General features: G+C 70.0%; 22 protein-coding genes. 14 read left to right on the plus strand and 8 right to left on the minus strand.

All coding sequences use genetic code 11. The features are described from left to right. The 3 genes from ATM97_RS02235 to ATM97_RS02245 form a co-directional block, all read right to left on the minus strand. Positions 1–675, minus strand: a 675-nt coding sequence (locus ATM97_RS02235; RefSeq protein ID WP_218716235.1) for a WXG100 family type VII secretion target, incomplete at its 3' end; no start/stop codon positions are given. Beyond that, a complete protein-coding gene (locus ATM97_RS02240; RefSeq protein ID WP_308248342.1) occupies positions 668–1,057 on the minus strand; it encodes a hypothetical protein in 390 nt (129 codons plus the stop codon). The genes ATM97_RS02235 and ATM97_RS02240, both read right to left, overlap by 8 nt. Before the next feature lie 17 nt (positions 1,058–1,074). Further along, the gene (locus tag ATM97_RS02245) at positions 1,075–1,680 is read right to left on the minus strand and encodes an alpha/beta hydrolase (RefSeq protein WP_218716236.1); all 606 of its coding nucleotides are present in this window, start codon (positions 1,678–1,680) and stop codon (positions 1,075–1,077) included. A 179-nt stretch (positions 1,681–1,859) separates the two neighbouring features. On the opposite strand from ATM97_RS02245, the gene ATM97_RS02250 reads away from it, so the two are divergent. Next, positions 1,860–2,771 (plus strand): SMP-30/gluconolactonase/LRE family protein, encoded by a 912-nt coding sequence (locus tag ATM97_RS02250; RefSeq protein WP_218716237.1) that lies wholly within the window; start codon positions 1,860–1,862, stop codon positions 2,769–2,771. A 98-nt stretch (positions 2,772–2,869) separates the two neighbouring features. On the opposite strand, the gene ATM97_RS02255 is transcribed toward ATM97_RS02250, so the two are convergent. Then, positions 2,870–3,706, minus strand: a complete 837-nt coding sequence (locus ATM97_RS02255) for a hypothetical protein (protein ID WP_218716238.1) — start codon at positions 3,704–3,706, stop codon at positions 2,870–2,872. 197 nt (positions 3,707–3,903) lie between these two features. On the opposite strand from ATM97_RS02255, the gene ATM97_RS02260 reads away from it, so the two are divergent. Together ATM97_RS02260 and ATM97_RS02265 are read left to right on the plus strand one after the other, a co-directional pair. Further along, the gene (locus tag ATM97_RS02260; protein ID WP_218716239.1) at positions 3,904–5,076 is read left to right on the plus strand and encodes an acyl-CoA dehydrogenase family protein; all 1,173 of its coding nucleotides are present in this window, start codon (positions 3,904–3,906) and stop codon (positions 5,074–5,076) included. A gap of 9 nt (positions 5,077–5,085) precedes the next feature. Next, positions 5,086–6,213 carry an acyl-CoA dehydrogenase family protein gene (locus tag ATM97_RS02265; RefSeq protein WP_218716240.1) on the plus strand — a complete coding sequence of 376 codons (1,128 nt, stop codon included), beginning with the start codon at positions 5,086–5,088 and terminating at the stop codon, positions 6,211–6,213. 51 nt (positions 6,214–6,264) lie between these two features. On the opposite strand, the gene ATM97_RS02270 is transcribed toward ATM97_RS02265, so the two are convergent. Further along, the gene (locus tag ATM97_RS02270; RefSeq protein WP_218716241.1) at positions 6,265–6,879 is read right to left on the minus strand and encodes a hypothetical protein; all 615 of its coding nucleotides are present in this window, start codon (positions 6,877–6,879) and stop codon (positions 6,265–6,267) included. A gap of 204 nt (positions 6,880–7,083) precedes the next feature. Between ATM97_RS02270 and ATM97_RS02275 the strand changes: the two genes are divergently transcribed. After that, positions 7,084–7,419 (plus strand): hypothetical protein, encoded by a 336-nt coding sequence (locus ATM97_RS02275; protein ID WP_218716256.1) that lies wholly within the window; start codon positions 7,084–7,086, stop codon positions 7,417–7,419. A 53-nt stretch (positions 7,420–7,472) separates the two neighbouring features. Further along, complete coding sequence (locus ATM97_RS02280) at positions 7,473–8,309, plus strand: GNAT family N-acetyltransferase (protein ID WP_218716242.1); 837 nt, start codon at positions 7,473–7,475, stop codon at positions 8,307–8,309. A gap of 10 nt (positions 8,310–8,319) precedes the next feature. On the opposite strand, the gene ATM97_RS02285 is transcribed toward ATM97_RS02280, so the two are convergent. From ATM97_RS02285 to ATM97_RS02295, 3 genes are all read right to left on the minus strand, one after another. Continuing rightward, a complete protein-coding gene (locus ATM97_RS02285) occupies positions 8,320–10,365 on the minus strand; it encodes a protein kinase (protein WP_374104820.1) in 2,046 nt (681 codons plus the stop codon). Further along, positions 10,341–12,155, minus strand: a complete 1,815-nt coding sequence (locus ATM97_RS02290; protein WP_218716243.1) for a serine/threonine-protein kinase — start codon at positions 12,153–12,155, stop codon at positions 10,341–10,343. The genes ATM97_RS02285 and ATM97_RS02290 overlap by 25 nt, the downstream gene beginning before the upstream one ends. Before the next feature lie 160 nt (positions 12,156–12,315). Further along, complete coding sequence (locus ATM97_RS02295; RefSeq protein ID WP_308248343.1) at positions 12,316–13,512, minus strand: serine/threonine-protein kinase; 1,197 nt, start codon at positions 13,510–13,512, stop codon at positions 12,316–12,318. Between the two features lie 87 nt (positions 13,513–13,599). Between ATM97_RS02295 and ATM97_RS02300 the strand changes: the two genes are divergently transcribed. The 9 genes from ATM97_RS02300 to ATM97_RS02340 all read left to right on the plus strand — a co-directional run bounded on the left by ATM97_RS02300 (position 13,600) and on the right by ATM97_RS02340 (position 21,990). Next, positions 13,600–14,370: a deoxyribonuclease IV gene (locus ATM97_RS02300; protein ID WP_218716244.1), complete on the plus strand. Its 771-nt coding sequence runs from the start codon at positions 13,600–13,602 to the stop codon at positions 14,368–14,370. Between the two features lie 97 nt (positions 14,371–14,467). After that, the gene (locus ATM97_RS02305) at positions 14,468–15,400 is read left to right on the plus strand and encodes a TauD/TfdA family dioxygenase (RefSeq protein ID WP_218716245.1); all 933 of its coding nucleotides are present in this window, start codon (positions 14,468–14,470) and stop codon (positions 15,398–15,400) included. 52 nt (positions 15,401–15,452) lie between these two features. After that, positions 15,453–16,673 (plus strand): CaiB/BaiF CoA-transferase family protein, encoded by a 1,221-nt coding sequence (locus ATM97_RS02310; protein ID WP_218716246.1) that lies wholly within the window; start codon positions 15,453–15,455, stop codon positions 16,671–16,673. Beyond that, the gene (locus ATM97_RS02315) at positions 16,670–16,840 is read left to right on the plus strand and encodes a hypothetical protein (protein WP_218716247.1); all 171 of its coding nucleotides are present in this window, start codon (positions 16,670–16,672) and stop codon (positions 16,838–16,840) included. The genes ATM97_RS02310 and ATM97_RS02315 overlap by 4 nt, the downstream gene beginning before the upstream one ends. Continuing rightward, positions 16,837–17,751, plus strand: a complete 915-nt coding sequence (locus ATM97_RS02320; RefSeq protein WP_218716248.1) for a hydroxymethylglutaryl-CoA lyase — start codon at positions 16,837–16,839, stop codon at positions 17,749–17,751. Before ATM97_RS02315 ends, ATM97_RS02320 begins: the two co-directional genes overlap by 4 nt. A gap of 55 nt (positions 17,752–17,806) precedes the next feature. Beyond that, positions 17,807–18,583, plus strand: coding sequence for an ABC transporter ATP-binding protein (locus tag ATM97_RS02325; protein WP_218716249.1), 777 nt, complete (start codon positions 17,807–17,809; stop codon positions 18,581–18,583). A gap of 11 nt (positions 18,584–18,594) precedes the next feature. Then, positions 18,595–21,114 (plus strand): ABC transporter permease, encoded by a 2,520-nt coding sequence (locus tag ATM97_RS02330; protein WP_218716254.1) that lies wholly within the window; start codon positions 18,595–18,597, stop codon positions 21,112–21,114. Between the two features lie 403 nt (positions 21,115–21,517). Beyond that, positions 21,518–21,763, plus strand: coding sequence for a WXG100 family type VII secretion target (locus ATM97_RS02335; protein WP_308248344.1), 246 nt, complete (start codon positions 21,518–21,520; stop codon positions 21,761–21,763). Then, the gene (locus ATM97_RS02340) at positions 21,763–21,990 is read left to right on the plus strand and encodes a WXG100 family type VII secretion target (RefSeq protein ID WP_218716250.1); all 228 of its coding nucleotides are present in this window, start codon (positions 21,763–21,765) and stop codon (positions 21,988–21,990) included. The genes ATM97_RS02335 and ATM97_RS02340 overlap by 1 nt, the downstream gene beginning before the upstream one ends. Positions 21,991–22,074: the final 84 nt, after the last annotated feature.

A 22,074-nucleotide genomic window follows, 5' to 3' on the forward strand; every position in this document is an offset into this window, starting at 1 on the left:
GTCGACGGCGGCGGGCTCGGACGTGGCGGCCACGGCCGACACGCCGGGCGCGGCGGCGGACGGTGCGCGCCCGGCGAGGCCGGTCGAGGCGACGGTGGGATCGCCTGCCCCGGGTTCGGTGGTGATCTCGGGGAACGACGGCACCCCCGACCCGGTCGGCACGAAAGCGCCGCCGTAGATCGTCTCCATCGCCCGCACCGCGTCGAGCCGGGCGTTCTCGGCCCGCCGCACGATCGCGGCGTTGTCGGTGGCCTGCTGGGAATCGAGCAGCGCGGCCGCCGGATCCGGTTGGGCGGCATCGGGTTCGGCGATCGCGGCGCGCACCGACTCGGCGGCATCGCCTGCCTGGCCGAGCCGGACCCCGACCGCGGTCAGCACGTCGGCGATCCGCCTGCCCGCCTGCTCGAAGTCGCGCACCGCGTCGATCGCCCGCTGGGCGGCACCGCCGCGCCAGCCGTCGGCGATGGCCGCGCCGATCTCGCCGTGCGCGTTCTCGACCTCGTCACCGAGCGCGGTCGAGGTGGTCAGGAACAACTCGCCCGCGGCGGACAGCGCCGCCGGATCGAGCTGTTGGACGGCCTGATGGATCTCGGCGTGCGAGAGGTTGTCGAACACCTCGACGACGGCGGCGTAGTCGGGATCGGTGCCGGGCACGCGGCCGGAGATGCTACGCATGGTCGGGCTCCTGCTTCGCGATCGACGCGGCCAGCGCCTGATCGCTGTCCTGATAGGCCGTCCCCGCGGCCCGGAAGACGGCGGCCAGCGCCCGCGCGGTGCTCGCGTAGGCGCGCAGCTGGGTGAGCGCGTCGGCCGCCTTGGTCTCGAATCCGCTGCGCAGCGCGGCACCCGAGGCCAGCCCGCCGAAGCCGGGGATCACCTCCGCCCCACGGAGGACCAGCAGCTGGGCGTCGACCGCGTCGGCCAGGCGCTCGTAGCGCTGGGCGCAACGCTCCGGCGCGCCGTCGGCGACGAGCAGGCCGTCGATCCACAGCCCACCGTCGTCCACGGCCCGGCCGAGTGCCGCCGTATCCGGCAGGCCTGTTCGATTCGGTTGCACCGTTCCCCCTTCGTCGTTCATCGCGCCGTGGTGAGCACCCACTGCGCGATATCGGACGCCACGCGCTGCTGCACCGGTTCGTGCAACAGGTCGTGTCCCGCGTCGGCGTACTCGCGCAAATCTACCGATCCGTGCCGTGCTGTCCATAGCCGGACCGCATCGATCGGCGCCCGCCGGTCGTCGGCGCCGTGCACCGCCAGCACCGCCAGACGCGGGTCCGGCGCGATCTCGGTGGCCCGGCGCGGGGTGCCGCAGACGATCAACCCGGCCAGGTCGCCGGGGCGTTCGGCGGCGACGGCGAGCGCGGTGACCGCGCCCAGCGAATGGCCCATGAGCACCGGCGCCGCGACGCCCGCCGCGGCGACCTCGGCGAGCAGCCCGGCGGCGTCGGCGGCGAGTTCGGCGACGGTGCCGGGCGCGGCCGGATCGCCCTCGCTCAGGCCCTGGCCCGCGGTGTCCAGCGTCCACAGCTCGATTCCGCCGGGGCGCAGCAGATCGGCGAAGCGGTGATAGTGCCCGCTGTGCTGGCCGGTGCCGGGCAACAGCACCAGCGTCGCGGCGACACGCCGCACCGGCCACCGCCGGTAGTGCAGCCGGCCACGGGCGCTGTCGAAGTAGGGCACCGACCGATTATGACGGCCGGACGAATTGTCGTGCGCTACAGGAGCAGTGCGCGCGGACCGGCGTTGTGCACGATGCGTGGTACCGGCGCGATCGGTTGCGCAGTGTGGACACCCCACTACCGGTTGGTAGCCGTTAGACTTTCGCGCGTCGAGCTGGGTCAACAGAGTCGAGGTCTGCCATGTCGTTCCGCCGTTGCGTCGCCCACGTTGTCGTCGGCGCGGCCGTCGTGACCACCGCCTCGCTCGGCACGGGCACCGCGGGCGCGGCGCCGGTGGCCGAGTGCGGCCGGGCGGGCCAGGACGTCGCGATCCGCTCGAGCGTGCCGCTGCTGGACTGGTCGGAGAACTTCGGCCTCGACGGCGCGGGGAACCTGTGGGTCGCCCGGGTCATGCGCGGTGAGGTGCAGCGTTACGACCGCGAGGGCAGACTGACCGCCACCGTCGCGGTGCCATCGCCCGGCGCTGTCCGCCTCGGCCCCGACGGGTTGCTCTACGTGGTCACCGGGAACTCGCCGCTGTCGGGTGCGGGCGGGATCGTCCGTTTCGACCCCGAGGCCGCGACTCCGGTGCCGACCCCGTTCGCCACCGGCTTCACCCAGCCCAACGGCGCCGCCTTCGACGCCGACGGCAACCTCTATGTCACCGCGGGCAACGGCGTGCACCGGCTGCGCCGCGACGGCAGCGAGGACATGGAGTGGTGGGCCGCGGTGAAGGTCGACGGGCCCAACGGTGTTGTCGTGGCCGGTGATTCGGTCTATGTCACCGCAAACTTCGTCGCCACCGGTGGCGCGCCGGTCGGCCGGGTCCTGCGGCTGTCGCGCTCCAATCCCGCCGACAGCGTCACGGTCGCCGACCTGACGTCCTTCGGCACCCTGCCCGATTTCGTCGACGACCTGGTCGTCCGCGACGGCGCGCTCTACGTCACCACGCTGGCCGGACACCTCGTCCGCGTCGATCCCAGGACGGGCGCCACCTGCACCGTTCTCGCGACCCAGCCGCTGACCGCGGTCGTCGCCGACCCCGCCGATCCCACGGCACTGCTGGCCGGCTCCGAGGAAGGGACCGTGCTCCGCATCCGTCCGCTGGGCTGAACCGAACCGGCGGCACCATACCTGTTGACGCCCAAGGCTCCCCACGTGTCGCCGCGCGGAATCCACCGCCACGACGAGTCGGGGTCGTTGTGGGGAAATCAGCCGCCGACGGTGAGCGCGGACGGCGGGTTCTGCGGCGCGGGCGCCGGCGTGGTCCGCGGTGCTTCGGCGGGTGCGGGAGCCGGGGCGGGAGCGGGGGTCTCCGGGGCGGGCGCCTGCGACCTCGGCGCACCCGAGGACGACTCACCCGAGCCGGGGCTGGTGGCCTGCGGTTCGGGCGCGGGCGGCGCCGCGGGCGCCTCGGTGGCCTGGACCGGCAGATCCGGGACGACGAACGTGCCGACGGTCGGCGTCATCACGCAGCGCGCGCCCGGGTAGTCGATGGTGCCCCACATCGACGCGATCACGGTGCCCGCGCCACTGTGCACGGTCTTGGCCAGCGACGGCAGCTGGAACTCGGTCTGGTCGTCGAGCGGGACGATGCCGCTCTGGCCGGTGTTCACATTCACCCAGGCCACGCTCAGGCCGGACGCCAGCGCGAAGCCGGTGTGCCGCGGGCTGGCGCTGAACCGGATGTCGCCGGGGGCCATGCTGGTCTCGGTGCGTGGGCCGGGGCCCTCGAAGGTGGCGGCGGCGATGATCGTGGTGATCGGGCCGTTGCTGCCGCAGCCGAAGGTCGGCGCCGCGTAGCTGAAGGGGATGAACTGCGCGGAGATGTCGCGCAGCCGGTCGCTGCCGACGATCTCGGTGAAGCTGTCGAGCGCGCGGACGCCCGCCTGCGCGGCGGTGTCCTCGCCCGCGATCTCGGACAGGTGGGTGATGCCCTCGTCGAGCGGGGTGGGGGTCGCGCCGGCGGTCGTGGCCAGCAGTGCCAGCGCGCCGATGCTCGCCGCGGTGACCGCCGCTGCCCTGCCTGCGATGGATCTGCCGTTCACCCGTGACTCCTCGTGGATGTTCGAGGCCGGTTCCCCGGCTCGTCTGGCAACGTACCAGGTCGACGGTGGGGTCGCCGAGCCACCGGCGGGTGCGGCGCCACGGGCGCTGAACACGGGCGGGTGTGATGTAGTCGACACTGGCGTTTACTCGGGGGTAGGTTTTTCTCGACGGCTACCAACCACGCTGGGAGACCCGGATGAAGTTAGCCCTTTCCTCTGATGAGGTCGCCTTCCGCGACGAGCTCCGGCATTTCTACAAGACCGAGATTCCGGTCGAGATCCGTGACCGCGTCAAGTACGGCCACGAGCTGTCCCGCGACGACATCGTCACCGCGAACAAGATCCTCAACGACCACGGCCTGGCCGTGCCGAACTGGCCGGTGGCCTGGGGCGGCAAGGACTGGACGCCGATGCAGCGCCATCTGTGGCTCGACGAGATGCAGCTGGCCTCGGTCCCCGAGCCACTGACCTTCAACGCCTCGATGGTCGGCCCGGTGATCGCCCAGTTCGGGTCCGAGGAGCTCAAGCAGCGCTTCCTGCCGCCGACCGCGGCGCTCGACATCTGGTGGTGTCAGGGCTTCTCCGAGCCCGACGCCGGGTCCGACCTGGCTTCGCTGCGCACCACCGCGGTCCGCGACGGCGATTCCTACATCGTCAACGGCCAGAAGATCTGGACCACGCTCGGCCAGTACGCCGACTGGATTTTCTGCCTGGTGCGCACCGACCCGAACGCGCCCAAGAAGCAGGCGGGTATCTCCTTCCTGCTCTTCGACGTGAAATCGCCCGGTGTCACCATGCGCCCGATCAAGCTGATCGACGGCAGCTACGAGGTGAACGAGGTCTTCTTCGAAAACGTCCGGGTGCCCGCCGATCAGCTGGTCGGCGAGGAGAACCAGGGCTGGACCTACGCCAAGTTCCTGCTCGGCAACGAGCGCACCAGCATCACCGGTGTCGGCAAGACCAAGGTCAAGATCGGGCTCGCGAAAGACTATGCGCGCCAGACCAGGACCGGCCACGGCACGCTGCTCGAGGACCCGGTGTTCGCGGCCAGGGTGGCCGAGCTGGAGAACGAGCTGCTCGCCCTGGAACTCACCCAGCTGCGGGTGGTCTCCAATTCCGCCGACGGCAAACCGAATCCGGCCTCCTCGGTGCTGAAGCTGCGCGGTTCGGAGCTCCAGCAGGCGGCCACCGAACTGCTGCTCGACATCGCCGGCGCCGACGCGCTACCGGTCGACGCCGAGGGCATCGCCTCGCCCGCCTGGGCCCAGCACACCGGCCCCGGCTATCTGAACTACCGCAAGGTCACCATCTACGGAGGCTCGAGCGAGGTCCAGCGCTCGATCGTGTCCTCCACGATCCTCGGATTGTGAGGCGCTGACATGGATCTCGAACTCACCGAAGAACAGACGATGCTGCGCGACACCGTGCGCGAACTGCTGCACCGGTTCTACGACGGCGAGGCGCTGGCCAAGGCGGGCGAGACCGACCCCGGCTGGAACCGCACGGTGTGGAAGCAGCTCGCCGATCTGGGCGTGCTCGGCCTGACCATCGACGAGGACGACGGCGGCGTCGGCGCGAGCCCGGTCGAGGTGATGCTGGTGCAGGAGGAGCTCGGTCGCGCGCTCGCCCCGGAACCGGTGCTCGACGCGGTGGTGATCCCGGCGGAGCTGCTGAAGCTGACCGGCAGCGCCGAGCAGCGTGGTCGGCTGCTGCCCGCGCTCGCCGCGGGGGAGAAGCTGCTGGCCTTCGCCCACGCCGAGCCCGGTCAGCGCTGGCCCTCGACCGAGATCACCACGGCCGCCACCGCGCAGGGCGACGGCTACACCCTGACCGGCGTCAAGAACCCGGTGCTGCGTGGCGATGTCGCCGACGAGCTGATCGTCAGCGCGGTGCTGCCCGGCGGCGGCACCGGCCTGTTCCTGGTGGATCCGGCCGGGACCGGGGTGACCAAGCGCGCCTACCGCACCTTCGACGGCAGGCGCGGCGCGCAGTTCGATTTCGACGGCGCCGCCGGTGAGCTGTTGGGCGACACCGTCGACGCGGCCGAGCAGATCGCGCTGGTGCAGGGGTACGCGCAGGCGGCGCTGTGCGCGGAATCGGTCGGGGCGATGGAGATCGCGCTGACCCTGACCACCGAGTACCTCAAGACCCGCAAGCAGTTCGGCGTCACGCTGTCGAAGTTCCAGACGCTGACCCAGCGCGCCGCCGACTGCTACGTCTCCCTCGAGCTGGCCCGCAGCATGAGCCTGTTCGCGACGGCGGCGCTGGCCGATGGCGGCAACGATCCGGTGGTGGCCTCACGGGCGCGGTTGCAGGTCGGCAAGTCGGCCGAACATATCGGGCAGGAGGCGATCCAGATGCACGGCGGCATCGGCGTCACGGCGGAGTATCCGGTGAGCCACTACGTCGCCCGGCTCACCGCGATCGGGCAGACGCTCGGTGGGGCGCTGGAACATCGGCGGATTCTGGCCGACCGGGTCGGCGGCTACGACCTGCCGGAGCTGTAGCGCGTCGACCGCGACGGTGCGTGCCCCGGTCGGGTGCGCACCGTCGCTGTGTCAGCGCTCGTCGTCGGTCGTCGTCGGGGTGGCCGTGGTGGTCGGCGCTTCGGTGGTGACCACCGGTGTCGGGGTGGCGCCGGTGTCGGCGGGGGCGACGGGCGCGACGGTGGTGGTGTTGTCGTGGGAATGCGTCGTCGGATAGTCCGGCTCGGCGGCTTCTTCGTCGTCGACTGTCGGCCGGATCCGCGGCGGGGTGGTGAGGGTCGGGATCGGCCGGGTGGTGGTGCTCGGCGTGGTCGTGTGGTCGTCGGACGTGGTCGTGGGCGGCCGCGATTCGGTGGTCGGCTCCGACGGCCTGGACTCGGTGGTCTCGCCCTCGGCGGGCGGCTCCGACGGCGAGGTCTCGGTGGAGCTGAGGCTGAACGGCTTGCGCGGCGACATATACGGGGCGATTCGCCAGGTGGGGGAGGGCGGGATCGACACCCGGGTGGTCGTCGTGGTGGTCTCGTCGGCGATCCGGGCGGGCGCGGCGGCCAGATCGGCGTTCAGCGGCGGCGGTGGAACGTAGACATCCTGCTGTCCGACACCGCAGGCACCGATGATGATCAGTCCGAGCGATACCGCGCCAACAGCGATTGCCGGACCTACGAGCTTGGTCCTGCTGTCATCCATCGCGTGCACTCCTCGTCGGCTTCGAGTCGCCTCACAGTAGTGCAGGTCGGGGCAAACAGCCTATCTTAAACATTATTGATTCAGATATCGGATTGATTTCGTCAGCGTGTCGCGGGGACGTGTCGCGCGCGATCGGCGTCGCCGAGTCGTAGCGTGTGTGAGCAAAGTTACGCATGAGACGCCCGGAACGAACCCCGACGCGCGATGTCTGCGCGAAGCAAGAATCTGATCGGCGTCATCGAGGAGAATCTGATGGGAGCTTACTCGACACCCCGGCTGGAAACCGCAGCGGCGAACAGTGATTCGGCCGCTGTGGCAAATGTTCAGCACGCACTGTCGAACCCGCCGGGCAACCGCGCTCTCGCGGTCGTCGCACGGGTCATGGGCTGGTTGTTCTTCGTCGGCGGACTCGTCGGCGCCGGGCTCGGCATCGCCGGCCTGCATGTGGAGATCACCGTCGCGGGCCTGATCCTGGCCTGCACCGCGGGCCTCATCCTGCTGAAGCTGCGCACGGATCGTGACGCGCGCGAAAAGGACTGAGTAGCCGAAAAATCCAGCTGCGATCCGCCGATCGGCGACCTACCGTCGATGGCGTGCGTATCGACATCACCGGCGACACCGCCCACTTCCTGGCCGACGCGGAGGAATTTCTCCGTCTAGACCCCTTGCGGCATACGGTGATCGCCACCGCTGCCGCCAACCAGCTCGGCGGCCGGGCCGGTGGCGCGGCGACGCGATTCCTGATGGTGCGCGATGACGCGTCCCGCGTCGTCGGTGTCGCCACGAGTGCCTTCGGCGGGCGGGTGTACCTCGGCGAACTGCCCGCGCACAGTATCGCGGCGGTGGCCGAGGCCTTCCTCGCCGACGAACCCGCGTTGATCAGCGTCGAAGGTGTCGCGGCCGCGGCGCAGGCCTTCGCCCGGCACTGGACGACTGTCGCCGGTGGCTCCTTCGCCGCGCTGTACTCGGCGCGGCTGTTCCGGCTCGGAATCTTGTCCGTGCCCGACGCTCCCGGCAAGCCACGTCTGGCCACGGCGGCCGATCTGCCCGTGTGCAAGGCCTTCGTAGAGGCCTTCTATGCCGAAATCGGTGACCCGCCGCGCCTGGACGAGGCGGGCATGCGGAACCGGATCGAGTCCGGTCTGTGGTGGTTGTGGGAACGCGACGGCGAACCGGTGGCGTTCGTCGCCCGGCAGACCGAGATCCTGGGCTGGGCCAGAGTCGGGCCCGTCTACACGCCACCGCAACGGCGTGGCAACGGCTTCGCCAGCGCGCTCACCGCGGCCGTCTCCGGTGTCATCCGGGCGGAGGGCGCCGACGTCTGTCTGTTCACCGATCTGGCCAACCCGACCTCGAACAAGATCTACCAGGCCATCGGCTTCGAGCCCGTGCGCGACTTCGTCCACTACACCCTGAGCGCCGCGGGCTAGGGCGCGCCGCTCAGGTCAGCGGCGCGGCCTGCCACCACGCGAGCATCTGCGCCTCGTCGGCGATGAAACCGCGGCTGTACATGAGCATCGCGGCGCGGTCCGGGTCGGCATCGAAGCGGGTGACCATGCGCGGGGACCTCGGCTGGCTGCCGTGCAGGACGAAGTTGGTGTAGCTGTGTCCGGTGTGCGTCGCGGCGCGGGCGTCGTTGGCAGGCAGCGCCGCGACCGCCTGCTTCGCCTCCTCGGCGGAGGGATAGAGGAAGAACTCGTAGGACGCCTTGTTGCCGCCGCCGAAGCAGTGCCACATGACCAGCCAGTCGCCCATGTCGGCATCGTCGTCGTCGCGGCTGGCGGAGGCGCGGTCGTAGGCGAAGCAGCCGGCGTTGCCCAGCCCGGAGCCCGCGTGCACCAGAGTGCTCGCGCTCGTCTGCGGGAGCATGCGCGGGAACTGCTCACTGAGCTGGGCGGCGTTCGCGCCGATGACCTTGCGGTCGCTGGTGGTCGGCGTGGTGCTCGACGGGCGCTGGGCGGCGGAGGTGGTGGTGGGCGCCGGGGTTTCGGTGGTCTCGACCGGCGGCGCGCTCGACGTGGTGTCGTCCGGACCGCTCAGCACGTTCACGATCATCCAGATCACCAGCCCGAGCAGGATGATCAGCGCGGCCCAGCCCACCGGCGACGCCTGCCAGCGCGACTCCCGCTTGCGGCCGAGGTAGTCGTCGGCGATCTTCGATCGAGCGCCCTCGGCACGCGGCGCACCGTCGCGCGGACGCTCGGCCGCCCCGTTCGCGGAGCCGCCCTGCCACGACCGCGGCATCCCCGATGCGGGCGATGGCTGCCCGCCCGCCCACGACGGTTGTTGCGCGCCGGGCCACGACGGCTGGGGGCTCCCCGGCGACGAAGACTGTTGCGCGCCAGGCCAGGAGGGCTGTGGGATGCCGGGCGACGAAAGCTGCTGTGCCCCCGGCCAGGACGGTTGCTGGATGCCGGGCGACGATGCCTGGTGACCGCTCGGCCACGACGGCTGCCGCAGCCCCGGCGCGGACTGCGCGCCCGACCAGGACGGGTTACCCGCTCCGGGAAGGGAATTCGGCCCGGATACCCCGTTTCCGGCGATCGGGAATCCCGGAGCCGGGGTGAACGGTGAGTTCGGTGGATACGTCCTGGTCTGTGCCGAGGTCGGGAACGGTTGTCCCGCACCGGGATCGGCCAGCGCCTGTCCGGCGGCGGCGGCGAATTCGGCGCAGGTGGCGAAGCGCTCGTCGGGCCGTTTGGCCATGCCGCGGGCGATCACCGCGTCCAAGGCCGCGGGCAGCTCGGCGCGCAGCGCGCTGGCGCGGGGCGGCGGCTGTTGCAGGTGGCCCTGGATCACCGTGACCGGGTTGCTCGCCTCGAACGGCGTGGTGCCGGTGAGTAGCCGGAACAGGGTGCAGGCCAGCGAGTACTGGTCGGCGCGACCGTCCAGCGCGATGCCGGAGAGCTGTTCGGGCGAGGCGAAAGCGAGCGTGGCGGTGAAGGTTCCGGTCTGGGTGAGCTTGGCGGCGTTGTCGTCGTGCAGGCGCGCGATGCCGAAGTCGGTGAGGTAGACGCGTTCCGCGCCGTCGACCGGTTCGATCAGGATGTTGGCCGGCTTCACGTCGCGGTGCAGCACGCTGCGGCTGTGCGCGAAGTCCAGCGCCGCGGCGGTTTCGGCGACGATGCGCACCGCCCGTGCCGGTGCGACCGGGGCGGGCAGCGAGGCCGCGTCGGCGCCGTCGATGTAGCGCATCGAGATCCACAGCTGGTTGTTCTCGACGCCGCGGTCGTAGACGGTGACGATATTGGGATGCTCGAGCTGCGCGACCAGATCGGCTTCGCGCTCGAACCTGGCCCGGATCTCGGTGTCGTCGAACAGTTCCCGGTTCAGCAGCTTCATCGCGGTGCGCCGGGGCAAGCGCGGATGCCGCGCCAGATACACCGAGCCCATGCCGCCGCGGCCGAGCAGCCGCTCGATGGTGTATCCGGCGAAGACGTCGTTCTCGTCGAGCATCGACATCAGTTGAGCGGGGCCGAACGCCACCAGCGCAGTACCTCGTCGGCCTTGCCGTAGCCGTCGGTGAACATCAGGAACTGCGCGCGATCGGGGTCACCGGTGAACTGGGTGATGATCTTGTTCCCGTTGTCGGTGTACTTGTAGTTGGTGTACTGCTTGCCGCCGTTGGTGTCCACCGACTTGGTGTTGGTCGGCAGGCCGTCGATCACCGCCTGCACGTCGGCGGCCGAGTTGTAGACGTAGATCCGGTAGAACGGATCGTCGCCCCCGCTGCCGCCGCCGTCGTAGCAGCGCCACTGCCAGGCCCAGGAACCGAAGTCGGGGTCGCCGTCGTTGGGCGAGGGCGTGTAGCTGGAGTCGGTCTCCCAGCAGGAGGCGCCGTTGTAGCCGGTGTCGCCGTCGACATTCGCGGGCACCATCCGGCCGAACTCGGCGCTGATGGCGTCGGCGTTCGGGGTGACGTGCTTGCCCACCGCCGCGCTGGTCGTCGTGGAGCCGCCGCCGCCGGAATCGTCGCCGCCGACCGCGATGCCGATGCCGATCAGCAGCGCGAGCACCACGACCACGGCGACGACGATGCCGACGATCAGTCCGGTATTCGACTTCGACGGCGGTCGCGGGCCCTGCGGGTACTGGGTGAAGTTGTTCGTCGGCGGCCGCGGCGGTCCGGGCGGCGTCGGGTACTGCGGCCGGGACTGCTGGGTATAGGGGTGCTGCGTCGCGGCGCCACCGGTCAGCGGTGAGGGCGACTGGTTGGCCATCGGGCCGGCCGTCATCGGACCGACGGTCATCGGACCGCCGGTCATCGGGCCCTGGGTGGCGGTGCCCATCGGGCCCCCGGTCATCGGGCCCTGCCCGGCAAGGGGATACGGCGACCCGGTCTGCGGGATCGCGCCGCCGGTCGTCGGGCGCGGACCACCGGTCACCGGGATCGCGCCGCCCGTGGTCGGACGCTGGCCGACGATCGGCAGCGCGGGCGCGCTCGGGTTGTTGAGCGCGGTGATCGCGGCGTTCGCGAAATCCGAACAGGAGTCGAAACGGTCGTCGGGGCGCTTGGCCATGGCCTTGGCCAGCACACCGTCGAGCGCGTAGGACAGCCCCGGCCGCACACTGCTCAGCGGCGGCGGCGGTTGCTGGAGGTGGCCCTGGATAACGGCGGCCGGATTGGTGGCCGCGAACGGCCCCGACCCGGTGAACAGCCAGAACAGCGTGCAGGCCAGCGAGTACTGGTCGGAGCGGTGATCCAGTGAGGCGCCGGTCAGCTGCTCGGGGGAGGCGTAGGCCAGGGTCGCGGTGAAGGTGCCGGTCTGGGTGAGATGACCGGTGTCATCACGCAGCCGGGCGATGCCGAAGTCGGTGAGGTAGACCCGTTCGCCGCGGCCCGCGCCGGAGCGGGCGAGCAGGATGTTGGCCGGTTTCACGTCCCGGTGCAGCACGCCCATGCCGTGCGCGTAGTCCAGGGCGTCGGCGGTCTCCTTGACGATCTGCAGCGCGCGGGCGGGCGGCAGCGTCTGCGGGTCCACCGAGGCGGCGTCGATGCCGTCGATGAACTGCATCGAGATCCACAGCTGTTCGTCGTCGAGTCCGCGGTCGTAGACGGTGACGATGTTCGGATGATCCAGGCGCGAGACCAGATCCGCCTCCCGTTCGAATCGCGCCCGCACCTCCTGATCGAAGAACATCTCGCGGTTGAGCAACTTCAGCGCCGTCATCCGCGGCAGGCGCGGGTGCTTGGCCAGATAGACCGAACCCATGCCACCACGGCCGAGCTGCCGTTCGATGACGTAGCCGGCGAAGACATCTCCGTTGGCCAGCATGTCTGCTCCACTTCCCGCCGTGCGCCGGGACCCACCAGCGCACGCGCGTACAGCAAGAAAGCCGCGGCCGGGTGGCCCGCCACGGAAAATTCAACGAAACCTTAGCAGTCGGTGACCGCGCGGACGGTGGCCAGCGAAGCGACCGACCAGGATGCCCCGATCACGGTGGTCGCCGTGATCGGGGCGGCACGATATAGCCGGGATGGTTACGGCCGCCGGGGAAATCGATGGTGCCCGGCCGCTGGTTGCCGCGCCGCGGGGGAACGACGGTGCCGCCGGTCGCCGGGTGCGGTGTGGGCGGATACGGAGGGGCGGGCGGCGACGGTGGCGGCGCCTGGGGATGCGGCTGGGCCGGCGTCGTCGGCGAAGCGTGCGGATACGGCCGCGGCGGCGTGGCCGGTCGTGAATAGGGCTGCTGTGGATACTGTTCGCGAGCGCGCAGCACCACCCCGGTCGCGGTCTGCTGATGCTGTTGGTGCTGCCATGGGCCGGGGACCGCGTACAGCGCGGCCCTGGCGGCCTGGGCGAACTCCGCGCAGCTGTCGTAACGCGCACCCGGCTGTTTCGCGGTGGCTCTGGCCAGCACGGTGTCCAGGGTCGACGGCAGGTCGGGACGCAGGCTGCGCAGCGGCGGCACCGGCTTGCTCATGTGCGCCTGGATCACCGCCGCCGGGTTGGGGCCCGGGAACGGCACGGTTCCGGTCAGCATCCAGAACAGCGTGCAGGCCAGCGAGTACTGGTCGGCGCGGTGATCCAGCGGTGCCCCGGCGAGATGTTCCGGCGCCGCGTAGGCCAGGGTGGCGGTGATGCTGCCCGCCGAGGACAGCGTCGTCTCGCTGTCGCGCACGGCCGCGATCCCGAAGTCGGTGAGCACCACCCGTTCCGGGCGCCCGATCGGCGGCTTGGCGAGCAGGATGTTGGCCGGTTTCACGTCCCGGTGCAGGACACCGCTCGCGTGCGCGAAATCCAGCGCCGTCGCGGTCTCGGCGGCGATCTGCACGGCGCGGCCCGGCGTCAGCACGTTGACATCGGCGGTCGCCACGTCGGTCCCCGCCACGAACTGCATGGAGATCCACAGCTGGTCGTCGTCGTTGCCGCGGTCGTAGACGTTGACGATGTTCGGGTGCTCGAGCTGGGCCACCAGGTCGGCTTCGCGCTCGAAGCGGTGGCGGATCTCGTCGTCGGCGGACAGGTCGCGGCTGAGCAGCTTGAGCGCGGTGAGCCGGGGCAGACGGGGGTGCCGGGCCAGGTAGACCACGCCCATGCCGCCGTGGCCGAGCACGCGCCGGATCGTGTACCCGGCGAACACGTCGCCTTTGCGCAACACCGCGAAGTCACCCCCTCCAGGGCAGAGCACCCGTCGAAATTCTACCGATGTATCTCCTGACGCCCCCGCTTCGCAACATCCGCCGATGCTGTCGGTGCCGCGGATTAGGGTGGCGTCATGCGCATTGGAGCACACGTTCGCGACGAGAGCGATCCGATCGGCTTCGGCGAGAAGCTCGGCGCCGAGGTCATCCAGCTGTTCGTGGTCGATCCGCAGAGCTGGGACAAACCGCAGCCGCACCCCAAGGCCGCCGAGATCCTGGCCAGCCCGATCGACGTCGTCGTGCACTCGTCCTATCAGATCAATGTGGCCAGCCTGAACAACCGGCTGCGGATGCCCTCGCGCAACGCGGTCGCCCAGCAGGCGAAGGCCGCCGCCGACCTCGGCGCGTTCGGCCTGGTCGTGCACGGCGGGCATGTGCGCTCCGACGCCGAGCTCGACACCGGAATCGATAACTGGCGCAAGCTGTTCGAACGTCAGCAGGACAAGGGCGGCTTCGCGGTGCCGATCCTGATCGAGAACACCGCGGGCGGCAATCACGCGATGGCCAGGCACTTCGACTCCATCGCGCGGCTGTGGGACGCGGTCGGCGACTACGGCGCCGGCTTCTGCCTCGACACCTGCCACGCCTGGGCGGGCGGCGAGGAACTGGTGGGTGTCGTCGAGCGGATCAAGGCCATCACCGGGCGCATCGACCTGGTCCACCTCAACTCCTCGCGGGACGAGTTCGACTCCGGCGCCGACCGCCACGCCAACTTCGCCGACGGCACCATCGACCCGCAGCTGCTGGCCGAGGTCTGCCGCACGGCGGGCGCCCCGGTCATCCTGGAGACCCCGGCCGAGGGCGTCGCCGAAGACCTCGCCTACCTGCGGGAGAACCTGGGCTGACGGTTCCGATCACCCGGAGGGAAAACCTGTCTGTCGAACGGATTTCGCGGTGTGCTTGACGCCTACCAACCGTTCCACAAGACAGAGGTGATCTCCCATGACGGTCGACCACGCCACCCCCGCCACCCTGACGGTGACCAAGCTCGGCGCCCACATCGGCGCCCAGGTGGACGGCGTCCGTCTGGGAGGTGACCTGGACGCGGCGACCGTCGCGACCATCCGCCGCGCGCTCAACGAGCACAAGGTCATCTTCTTCCGCGGCCAGCAGCACCTCACCGAGGACGGCCAGCACGAGTTCGCGCAGCTGCTGGGCAGCCCGACGACCCCGCACCCGACGGTGACCTCGCAGGGCGTCAAGAGCCTGGCCATCGACTCCGAGACCGGCCGCGCGAACTCCTGGCACACCGATGTCACCTTCGTCGACCGCATCCCGAAGGCGTCCATCCTGCGCGCGGAGTACCTACCGACCTACGGTGGCTCGACCACCTGGGCTTCCACCGTCGCCGCCTACGACTCGCTGCCCGAACCGCTGAAGCTGCTCGCCGAGAACCTGCGCGCCGTGCACACCAACGTCTACGACTACGCCGCCCGCAATGTCGAGCCGCTGCGTCCGAAGAGCGCGGAGTACCGCGCGGAGTTCCAGTCCACCTACTACGAGACCGAGCACCCGGTCGTACGCGTGCACCCGGAGACCGGCGAGCGCGCGCTGCTGCTCGGCCACTTCGTGAAGAACTTCGTCGGCCTGTCCACCAGCGAGTCGCAGGCGCTGTTCCGCCTGTTCCAGGACCGCGTCACCCGTCTGGAGAACACCACCCGCTGGACCTGGTCCGACGGCGACGTCGCCATCTGGGACAACCGCGCCACCCAGCACTACGCCATCGACGACTACGACAGCCAGCCCCGCCGCCTGACCCGCATCACCCTCGCCGGTGACATCCCGGTCGGCGTCGACGGCCGGACCAGCACCGTCATCGAGGGCAACGCCGAGCACTACTCCGTCGTCGAGGAGGTGACCCGGCTCGCGAGCTGAGTCGGAGCGGCTGCCGCCCGTGCGGGTCCGGGCGGCACGCTAGAGTCTCGGGGTGGCGGAAAAGTCTATTCGGCCGTTGGACGGAGTGCGCGTCCTGGAACTCGGCAACTACGTGGCCGCTCCCACCGCCGGACGTATTCTGGGCGACTTCGGCGCCGAGGTGATCAAGGTGGAACGCCCGGGCACGGGCGACGAGTTACGCAACTGGCGGCTCTACGGTGGCGACACCTCCATGCTGTATCGCACGGTCAACCGCAACAAGAAGTCGATCGTGCTGGACCTGCGCACCGATGCGGGCCGGGCGATCGTGCTCGATCTGCTGCGGCACTGTGACGTGCTGTTGGAGAACTTCCGGCCCGGCATGCTGGAGAAATGGGGCCTCGGCCCCGAGGTGCTCGAGGAGGTGAACCCGAAGCTGGTCATCACCCGCATCTCCGCCTACGGCCAGACCGGCCCGATGGCCGCGCGTCCGGGATTCGCCGCGGTCGCCGAGGCCGTGGGCGGCCTGCGCGAACTCGTCGGCGACCCGGACCGCCCGCCGGTGCGGGTCGGCGTGTCGATCGGCGATTCGATCGCGGGCATCTACGCCGCGTTCGGCACCGTGATGGCGTTGTTCCAGCGCGAGCGGGTCAGCGGTGAGGTGCCGCAGCGGGAACGGATCATCGACGTCGCGCTCAACGAGTCGATCCTGTCGGTGATGGAATCGCTGGTCCCCGACCACCTCGCCTACGGCATCAACCGGGAGCGGGTCGGCGGCCGGATGGAAGGCATCGCGCCCAGCAACGCCTATCCGACCAGCGACGGCTACAGCATCATCATCGGCGGCAACGGCGACGCCATCTTCCAGCGCTACATGCAGGTCATCGGCCGTCCCGACCTGGCCGCCGACCCCGAACTGGCCGACAACGCCGGGCGCTGGCGCCACCGGGAACGTCTCGACGCCTCGATCGCGCAGTGGTCGATCGAGCACACCCGTGACGAGGCGCTGAAGATCCTCGACGACGCGGCCATCCCGTGCGGCCCGATCTACACCGCCGCCGACATCGTGGCCGACGAGCAGTACCGCGCACGCAATATGATCCAGTCGTTCCCCGTCGACGTGGGCGAGCCGCAACCCAAACAGGTCGGGTTCCCCGGCATCGTCCCGGTGATCGGGGGACAGTCGCTGCCGATTCGCAATGTCGGCCCCGACCTCGGTGAACACACCGCCCAGGTGCTCGGCGAGCTGCTCGGGATGACGCAAGACGAGATCGACGCGCTGGAGGCATCGTGAGCAGGCGAGTACACGGCAGACGCCGCCCACCGGTGCGCAGCAAGTGGGAACAGCGCGGTCCCGGCCACGTGCGCCCGACCGTGCATCCGACCCCGGCCAGTGTCGGCGACAAGCCGTGCGGCGGGGTGATGTGCGTGCCCGTTCAGGAACCGGACCAGCGGCGATGACCGCGCCGCTGCTGCGTGATGTCACCCTGCGTGACGGCTTGCAGCTCACCGGCAAGGTGTTGCCGACCGACCAGAAGATCGACGTCGTCCGGCGGCTGCTGGCCGCGGGCGTGCCCGCGCTGGAGATCGGCTCGATGGCCCGGCCGGACCTGGTGCCGCCGATGGCCAACTCGCTCGAGCTGATCGCCGCGCTGACCCCCGACGAACTGGCGAAATGCTGGGTCTGGGTGGCCACCCCGCGCCACATCGAGAAGGCGGCGGAGGCGGGCGCGCGCAATTTCCAGTACTGCTTCTCGGCGTCGGACGCCCACAACAAGGCCAATATCGGCCGCGACACCGAGGCGTCGGTGGCCGCGATGCCCGACGCGATCCGGCTGGCGCGCGAGGCGGGCGGTGCGATCCAGCTGTGCCTGGCCACCAGCTTCACCTGCCCGTTCGACGGCCCGGTCGACCCCGAACGGGTGCTGGGCATCGCCCGTGACCCGCGCACCGAGGGCGCCGCCGACATCGTCCTGGCCGACACCCTCGGCCAGGCGCACCCCGGCCAGGTGAGCGCGCTGGTCGCGGCCGTCCGCGACACCACCCCGGCGCGCCGCATCGTCTTCCACGGCCACGACACCTGGGGAATGGGCGTGGCCAACACCCTCGCCGCCGTCGCGGCGGGCGCCACCATGGTCGACGGAGCGCTCGGCGGCCTGGGCGGCTGCCCGTTCGCGCCCGGCGCGAGCGGCAACACCGCCTCCGAGGACATCCTGTTCGCCACCCGCCCCGACTGGTTCACCCCGGACGCGCTGGCAAGCCTGGTCGGCCTCACCGAGGAACTGCTCGCCGACCTCGGCGAACCCAATCGCTCCCGCGCCGCCGAAGGCGCGCGCTCGGCGGCCGCGGCGTTCGAGTGGGTCATCCGGTAGGTATCGGGGGGATCCCGGATGGCGCGGTTCCCGGCGGACAGACAGACTGGACACCATGACTTCGCACGCCATGGGCACCGAGGCCGTCGACGCGGCGGCCGACACCGAGATCGCGGCCGCCGCACAAGACCTGGTCAAGCTGTACGGATCGGGAGACACCCAGGTCAAGGCCCTCGATGGGGTGTCGGCGAACTTCGCCAAGGGCGAGTTCACCGCGATCATGGGCCCCTCCGGCTCGGGCAAGTCCACGCTGATGCACTGCCTGGCCGGGCTCGACAGCGCCAGCGCGGGCGAGGTCCGCATCGGTGACACCGCGCTGACCGGGCTGTCGGACAAACAGATGACCGCCCTGCGCCGGGACCGCATCGGTTTCGTGTTCCAGGCGTTCAACCTGGTGCCCACGCTGACGGCGCTGGAGAACATCACCCTGCCGCTCGATATCGCGGGCCGCAAGGTCGACCAGGAATGGCTCGACACCGTCGTCAAGCGCCTCGGCCTCGGCGACCGCCTCGATCACCGGCCCTCCGAGCTGTCCGGTGGCCAGCAGCAGCGCGTCGCGTGCGCCCGCGCCCTGGTCGGCAAGCCGGAGATCATCTTCGGTGACGAGCCGACCGGCAACCTGGACTCGCACTCCTCCGGTGAGGTGCTCTCGATCCTGCGCGCCTCGGTCGACGAGTTCGGCCAGACCGTCGTCATCGTCACCCACGATCCGCGCGCGGCCGCCTACGCCGATCGCGTGGTCTTCCTCGCCGACGGCCGCATCGTCGACGAACTGCGCGACCCGACCCAGGATTCCATCCTCGACCGGATGAAGGCGCTGGAGACCAAGTGAGCAGCAACCCGATGCGCAAGGTCGCCTTGCGCAATCTCGCCGCGCACAAGGTGCGCCTGGCCCTGACCCTGCTGTCGGTGGTGCTCGGCACCGCCTTCATCTCGGGGTCGTTCGTCTTCACCGACACCCTGCAGCGCACATTCGACGGCATCTTCGAGGGCCAGGCCCAGGGTGTCGACGTGCGCGTCGGCCCCAAGGACCAGCAGTCGCTGGGCCTGCCGACCAATATCGTGGACGCGCTGGCCAAGACCGAGGGCGTCGCCCGGGTCGCGCCCGCCGTCAACGGCCCGGTGGTGCTGCTCGAACCCGACGGCAAGAAGGCCGTACAGACCGGTGGCGCACCGAGTTTCGGCCTGTCCTACCTGCCGCCGGAACAGTCGGTCGAGGAGCCCAACACGTTCGTCGCCGGCGCTCCGCCCACGCAGTCGGGCGAGATCGCGCTCAACACCAGCGGCGCCGAGAAGGCGGGGCTGAAGGTCGGCGACAAGACCAAGGTGCTCATCCCGTCCAAGGGCGACCCGTTCGAGGTGACTCTGACCGGCATCTACGAGATGCCCGGCACCGAGGGCGGCGGTGTGGTCGCGGTGATGTTCACCGAGCCGCAGGGCCGCAAGCTGTTCACCGACGGCTCGCACGTCGCCTACGCCGATATCGCGGCGGCGCCGGGTGTCTCGGCCGACGACCTGCGCGACCAGCTCGCCGCCGGGCTGCCCAACTACAAGGTGCAGAACGCCGACGAGGTCCGCGAGGACATGAAGAAGCAGATCTCCGAGGCGCTCACCTTCATCAACTACTTCCTGCTCGCCTTCGGCGCGATCGCGCTGATCGTCGGCACGTTCATCATCTACAACACCTTCTCGATGATCGTCGCCCAGCGGCTGCGCGAACTGGCGCTGCTGCGGGCGATCGGCGCGAGCCGCAGGCAGGTGGGTCGCTCGGTGGTCAGCGAGGCCGTCGTGATCGGCCTGATCGGCAGCGTGCTCGGCCTGCTCGCGGGCATCGGGTTGGCCTTCGGCCTGTCGGCGCTGCTCAACGCCTTCGATCTGGGTCTGCCCACCGGGTCGTTGACGGTGCTGCCGCGCACCGCGATCGTGGCGCTGCTGGTCGGCCTGATCGTCACCGTCGCCAGTGCCTACGCCCCGGCCCGGCGGGCCGCGAAGGTGCCGCCGGTGGAGGCGATGCGGTCAGAATTCGCCAGTGCCGGTGACTCGTTGCGGATCCGCACCGTCGTCGGCGCGGTGATGGCGGTCGTCGGCGGGGTGCTGGTCTACGTCGGCGCCCAGGGCACCGGTAAGGGCTCGGCGGTGACCGTCGGCATCGGCGCGCTCGGCCTGATCCTGGCCGTGCTGCTGGCCGCGCCCGCGCTGTCGCGGCCGATGGTGCTCGTGCTCGGCGTGCTCACCCGCCCGTTCGGCGCGATCGGCCAGATGGCCCGCAACAACGCCGTGCGCAACCCGCGCCGCACCGCCGCCACCGCGTTCGCGCTGACGCTGGGCCTGATGCTGGTCTCGGCGATCGGCATTCTCGGCGCCTCGGCCAAGACCAGCGTCGGCGTGCTGATCGACAAGGGCGTCAAGGCCGAATACGTGCTCGCCGGTCCGCAGATGATCGGTGCGCCGATCGGCGCGGTCGACGCGGTGCGCACCCAGGTGCCCGGCATCAGCGATGTCACCGGGATCCGGGTGGTCGCCTTCAAGGTCGGCAAGGAACAAATCGGCGCCACCTCCCCCGACGGCCCGATCGACCCGGTGATGGACATCGACGTGCTCAGCGGGTCCACCACGATCGCCCCGAACGGGCTGCTCGTCGACGAGACCGAGGCCACCGAGCGCGGCTGGAAGGTCGGCGACAAGGTCGGCATCACCAGCCTGGACAACAAGCAGCTCGAGCTCACCGTGGGCGGTATCTACGCCAACTCGCCGCTGCTGGGCCCGATGGTCGTCGACCCCGGCGTCTACGAACAGCTGATGCCACAGAGCCTGCGCACCAACATCTTCGTGCTGGTGAAGGCGGCGCCCGGCACCGATCTCACCGCCATGCGGACGAATCTGGAGAAGGCCACCGAACCGTTCGTCGTGGTGCAGGTGCAAGACCACGAGCAGTTCAAGGGCGCCCAGGGCAAGCAGATCAACACCCTGCTGGCCATCCTCTACGGCCTGCTCGCGCTGGCCGTGGTGATCGCGGTGCTCGGCATCATCAACACGCTGGCCCTGTCGGTGGTGGAACGCCGCCGCGAGATCGGCATGCTGCGCGCCGTCGGCACCCAGCGTGCCCAGGTCCGTCGCACGATCTACCTGGAATCCATGCTGATCGCGATCTTCGGTGCCATCGTCGGCCTCGTCCTCGGCATCGCCCTGGGCGTCGGCTTCCTGCGCACCCTGCGCGACCTGGGCATCGACCAGATCACCATCCCGTGGTCGCAACTGGTCGCCGTCCTGATCGCCTCCGGCATCGTCGGCGTCCTGGCCGCCGTCTGGCCCGGCGTCCGCGCGGCCCGCACACCCCCACTGGCCGCCATCGCGGACCTGTAGGAGTCGTAGCCGCTTCGGCCCCTGGTGGATTCGTTCCGCCGGGGGCCGAATGCGTGGTGCGGGGCGGCCAGTGGCTCCAGCGATCCCGGGCTATGCCGGGTAGCAATCAGCGCGGTCGCTCCTTTCGCTGAGACTCGGTTGGTATGAGCGATCGGTGCATGAGAGACTGGCGTGAACATTCAGCCGACCGCGTAGCTGGTCGATCGTCTGTCGTGTGGTACACCGGTTGGGGATCGTATGTTGATGGCCCACAATGGCTAGGCGTGGACGCGGCACCAGGATGTGAATCTAAACGGGGAGGGATATGGCAACGACACCATCCGAGTCAGGCAAAGACTTCGCGTTGGTGCCAGACGAGGTCACCGATGCTGGTCAGTACGTTTAGCAGGTCGCAGAATCCCTGATCAACGGCCTGACATCGCTCGATACCGAGATCACCGCATTGCTGAACAGCTGGCGCGGAACATCAGCTGACACCTTCTCGGAAGGCTGGACCGAAACCAAGGTCGGCGCCGACTCGGTGCTCGACGCGTTGAGCATCATGGCCGAATTGCTCGGCGTCACCACAAAGACCCTCGAAGACCAGGACGTATCGAACGCGGCGGCCACATCCGCTGCAGTGAGTCCCGTGCACAGACTGAATCTGTGATGGCAGACAACGCCCAACCTTTCCGCGCTGACCTCGCCGAACTGGAACAGATGGTTGCCCGTGTGAGCGGGTTCGTCGGGTTCCTCAACGATAGCCTCGACGGCCTGCAGCAACGGATCGCAGCCGTACAGCAGAACTGGACAGGCGCGGCAGCCGACGCGCAAGCCGAAGCCTTCCGCGACTGGGCAACCGGCGCAACCGATGTAGCCGTGAGGTTCCCCCGCTGAGCCGGAGAGCGAATTACCTGGTTCCGGCTGGAACCCGGCCATGGTAGCTGGCTTCGTACTCGTCGGGTGACCGCCAACCCAGCC

Origin of the sequence: Nocardia sp. MH4, assembly GCF_019266065.1 — a bacterium.
GTDB lineage: Bacteria > Actinomycetota > Actinomycetes > Mycobacteriales > Mycobacteriaceae > Nocardia > Nocardia canadensis.